Raw genomic sequence first — 4,165 nt, forward strand, 5'->3', positions numbered from 1 at the left:
CGGGCCTCCCGTCTCGGGCCCGGCGCCTCCCGTACCGAGTCCGGCGGCCCGCGAACCCCTGGCCCTTCCGAGGGGGACGGAGCAGCCGGACCGGCCGGTTCTTGCCCGGCCCTCCACCACACCGCGGTCCCCACGTGCGATGACGAGGCGAGTCAGGACCCTCACATACCGTCCTCAGGTCTGGCTGCCCGTGGCAGCGGGCAGCGCGGTCCCGCGGCGGCGGCTCGACGGGCGGTCCGACCATATGGTGAGCGTCGCGTGAGAGCACGAGAACGAAGGAAAGCCGGGACGTTGTGGGCAAGTCGGCCGGTGCGGCCCGGTTACCGGGCGGTCCATCCCCCGTCGGCCGGAATGACGGCGCCGGTGGTGAACGACGAGCGGTCCGAGCAGAGCCACGCGGCCGTCTGTGCGATCTCGACGGGATCGGCGAGACGCTGCTGGATGGCCCGCTCGGTGAAGGGCTTGAGGAGTGAGGGCGTGTCGGTCAGCACCTGGTCCATCAGCTCGGTCCGCGTGCTGCCGACAGCGAGCGCGTTGACGCGGATGCGCTGCTGCACGTACTCGTCGGCCGCGGCCCTGCTCAGGCCGATGACAGCGTGCTTGGCCGCGATGTACGGGGCGGAGGTGCCGGTGGCGCGGACTCCGGCGACGCTCGAGGTGTTCACGATCGAGCCGCCGCGTTCGAGCATCACGGCTATCTCCGCCCGCATCGCGTTCCACACGCCCCGCGCGTTGACGTCCATGACGCGGTCGTACTCCTCGTCGTCCATCAGGTGCATGGGAGTACCCGCGCAGGCCCACCCCGCGTTGTTGAAGGCGGCGTCGAGTCCGCCGAACGTCTCGACCGCGGTCCGTACGGCCGCACGCATGTCCCCGGCACGGGTCACGTCGGCGACCACGGCGGTGGCCTGTCCGCCCGCCGCTCTGATCCTGGCGACCACGTCGAGCAGCCGGTCCTTGCGGCGGGCCGTCAGGACCACCCGGGCCTCCTCCTCGGCGAAGAGTTCCGCCGCCGCCGCGCCGATCCCGCTGCTGGCTCCGGTGATGATGATCGTCTTGTCGTACAACAGGCCCCGTCTGGACATGACTTCCCCTCATGGACGCAGCACACTTCGTCTCCCTTCTGCTCGGCCGCATCGGGAGTCGTCATCCCGAAGAGGCCGTGCTCACGGGGCGAACCGTTCCCCGTTCCCGGTCCGCCGGCCGGAGGTCGGGAGCACAGACCTCCGGCCCCGTCTTCCGCCCCTCCGCGGAAGCCGGTGTCACTCGAAGCGGTCCCGGTGGCAGGCCGCCCACTGCGCGAAACCCGTGGCGGGCCGTCCGGTGAGCCGCTCGACCGTATCGGTGGTACGGGCCTTGGCACCGGCGAGTTGCCGCACGGCACTCGCGAGCAGGGCGTCGGCCATCGACGCCGAGTACCGGCGTGAGTAGCGCAGGTGGGCTTCCTCGGGCGAGAGCGCCCGGCAGACGAGGGGCCGCCCCAGCAGTTCGCCGAGGGCCTCCGACTGTTCGTGTGCCGAGAGCGACTGCGGCCCGGTGAGTTCGTAGGACCTGAAGTGGTGTCCGCTGTCTCCCAGGAGGAGGGCGGAGACCTCCGCGACGTCCTCGGGCGCGACACAGGCGTTGCGGCTGTGGGGATACAGGGCGTACGTGGAATCGTGACCGCGGATGCCGGGTGCCCATCCCAGGGCGTGGGACATGAACGACCGCGGCTGGACCATGGTCCAGGGGATGCCGCTCGCCTTGATGCGCTCCTCGTTGCTCCGCTGCCACTCGGTGACGAGGTCGTGCGCGGCGTTGTCGAGCACCGCGGCCGCCGACAGTTTGACGATGTGCCCGACGCGTGCCTCGACCGCGGCCCTCACCATGTTCCGGTCGTGTTCGGGACGCGTGGGATCGTTGGTCACGACGAAGACGGCGTCGGCGCCGCGGAGGGCGCCGACAAGACTCTCGTACGCGTCGTAGTCACAGGTGACGTGCCGGACACCGGGGTGCCGGGCCACGGGGGCAGAGGTACGGCTGGTGAGGGTGACTCGGTGGTGGTCCGTGAGGTGCCGCACCATCAACGGGGCGATCTGCCCCGTGGCGCCGGTGAGCACGACGTGGGACGCGGGTGCCGTCACAGGTTCGGGACGCGTACGGGGCCGACCTCGATGCTGCGCATCGCCGACTCGGAGGCGACGCTGGGCAGCAGCAGATCCCACATGTCGCAGACCCTTTCCGTGAGATCGGCGTGGTTGGTCGCCAGATTCGAGTAGACCTGTATCCCGGTACAGGCACCGACCACGAAACGCGCCAGCCGGTCGGGGCAGGCCCCGTCGCGGAGTTCCCCGTAGTCCCGGGCCACTTCGAGATGGCTGCGCATGAGCGTCCGCCACTCCTCGAAGGAGGTGGCGTCGTTCATGCCGTGGCTGCCCTGCTCTATGGCGAGACGGACGCCCGCACGCAGGATCGGGTCCCGCCCCATGCGGTCCGCCCACACGATGGTGATGTCGACCAGGCGCTGCAGTCCGGTCGATTCGAGGTGGGGTTCTATCGTCGCCGGCTGCGCGTTCATCAGGGCCTTGGCCACCCCCTGCTTCGAGCCGAAGTGGAAGTAGAGCGCACCGAGGGTGAACCCCGCCCGTTCGACGATCCGGGTCACCGCGGCCTGCTCGTAACCGGCTTCGTCGAAGACCTCAGCCGCCGCGAGCAGCAGCGCCTGCCGCGTTTGCGCAGCCCGCTCCGCCTTGACAGATGCCACCCTGAACCACTCCTCGACAGACATAGATAACTTAATTTATGTTAGCTGAATCGTCGTCACGCAGGCTCACTGTTCAGGGGGGGTAGTGCTGTATGCCCGACGTTCACGGTGGCAGACAGGACAGATCGCGGATCGCCGGAAGAGTTCCTCAGGAGCTCGTCCACAAGCACGACCCGGCCGAGGTGCTCCTCACCGACTGGACCACCCATGGCGGGAACCTGCACACCGTCCGCGCCCGGTGGCCCCGGCGCCACAGCTTCTACCAGCCCCACCAGGGCCATTTCGACCCCCTCCTCCTCGTCGAGACGGTACGTCAGACCCTTCCGCTGCTGTCCCACGTCGCCTACGGCGTACCCTTCGGCAGCCATCTGGTCTGGGACGACTTCACCTTCGAGGTGGAGCCCCAGGCCATGCTGATCCCGGAAGCCCGGGCCGACGTCGTCCTGGAGGCCGCCTGCACCGACGTCCGCACCAGGAAGGGCTGCCTGGCCTCGATGACCATGCACCTGGAGGTCCGGTTGAACGGCCGTCACGCCGGGAGTGCCAGGACCCGGTTCACCAACCACTCCCCCGCCGTATACCGGCGGCTACGCGGCCAGCGCGACCTCGCCGAGACGTACCGCCGGGCCTTGCCGCCCCAGCCTCCACTGCCGCCCGCCACGGTCGGACACCACCGCGACGAGAACGTGGTCCTGGCGGGCACCGGACGCGCGGACCGTTGGCAGCTGCGCGCCGACCTCGGTCATCCCGTCCTGTTCGACCATTTGGTCGACCACGCTCCCGGCATGCTCCTCCTCGAAGCCGTCCGCCAGGCCGCACACGTGTACTCGCCCGTCGCGGACTGCGTGGTGACCGGAATGTCCGTCTCCTTCGAGGGATGGGTGGAACTCGACGCCCCGGCCTGGGTCTCGGTCACACCGACGTACGGCGACGCGTTGCGGGCCGTCATCGAGCAGGAGGGCGGCACCTGCCTGGCCGCCGAGGTCGCGGTCGGGTCCGTGCCGGCCCCGACGGCGGAACACCCGGCCGTCCGGGACGGAGCGGACCTTCAGCTGTCGTCCCGGCTCGGGATCTCCCCGGGCCCGACGGAGGTGCTGTGCCCCGGATCAGCTGAAATGGCCTAGCCGGACAGACGACGCACCGGTCACTCAAGGGGTTTACGGGCCGGGCAGAGGTCCCGGCCGTGTTCCGGCGTGAGGTTCTCGAGCTCGCCGAGTCGGGGGCGTCAGCGCTCGCCCCGCCGCCGGCGACGCCGATCGGCTGCCACTCGACGGGCGGACACCGTGGGCCGCCTACACGAACCGCAACGGTTCCGGGCCGGGCGCTACGAGCGATATCGGCCGGGAGACGGCGGGGACGCCCTGGCTTGCCCGCCGGTACGCCCGTGCGGGGCGGGCCCTTCGGGTTGTAAACCTCTTTCAG

General features: G+C 70.1%; 4 protein-coding genes. 1 reads left to right on the forward strand and 3 read right to left on the reverse strand.

Annotated features, from left to right (window positions below):
• Positions 1–320: 320 nt before the first annotated feature.
• The 3 genes from ABZ371_RS29750 to ABZ371_RS29760 all read right to left on the reverse strand — a co-directional run bounded on the left by ABZ371_RS29750 (position 321) and on the right by ABZ371_RS29760 (position 2,743).
• Complete coding sequence (locus tag ABZ371_RS29750) at positions 321–1,085, reverse strand: SDR family oxidoreductase (RefSeq protein WP_358685382.1); 765 nt, start codon at positions 1,083–1,085, stop codon at positions 321–323.
• A gap of 177 nt (positions 1,086–1,262) precedes the next feature.
• On the reverse strand, positions 1,263–2,123 hold the full coding sequence (locus ABZ371_RS29755; protein WP_358685385.1) for an NAD(P)H-binding protein: 861 nt from the start codon (positions 2,121–2,123) through the stop codon (positions 1,263–1,265).
• Complete coding sequence (locus tag ABZ371_RS29760) at positions 2,120–2,743, reverse strand: ScbR family autoregulator-binding transcription factor (protein WP_358685388.1); 624 nt, start codon at positions 2,741–2,743, stop codon at positions 2,120–2,122. Before ABZ371_RS29760 ends, ABZ371_RS29755 begins: the two co-directional genes overlap by 4 nt.
• A 92-nt stretch (positions 2,744–2,835) precedes the next feature.
• Between ABZ371_RS29760 and ABZ371_RS29765 the strand changes: the two genes are divergently transcribed.
• Positions 2,836–3,867: a ScbA/BarX family gamma-butyrolactone biosynthesis protein gene (locus tag ABZ371_RS29765; RefSeq protein WP_358685391.1), complete on the forward strand. Its 1,032-nt coding sequence runs from the start codon at positions 2,836–2,838 to the stop codon at positions 3,865–3,867.
• Positions 3,868–4,165 lie beyond the last annotated feature (298 nt).

Source organism: Streptomyces sp. NPDC005899 (assembly GCF_040629645.1).
Classification (GTDB): domain Bacteria; phylum Actinomycetota; class Actinomycetes; order Streptomycetales; family Streptomycetaceae; genus Streptomyces.

What these genes read in the sequence shown, in the direction of transcription:
- ABZ371_RS29750 (WP_358685382.1), bottom strand. Translation starts at nt 1,085, where the DNA reads ATGTCCAGACGGGGCCTGTTGTACGACAAGACGATCATCATCACCGGA.
- ABZ371_RS29765 (WP_358685391.1), top strand. Translation starts at nt 2,836, where the DNA reads ATGCCCGACGTTCACGGTGGCAGACAGGACAGATCGCGGATCGCCGGA.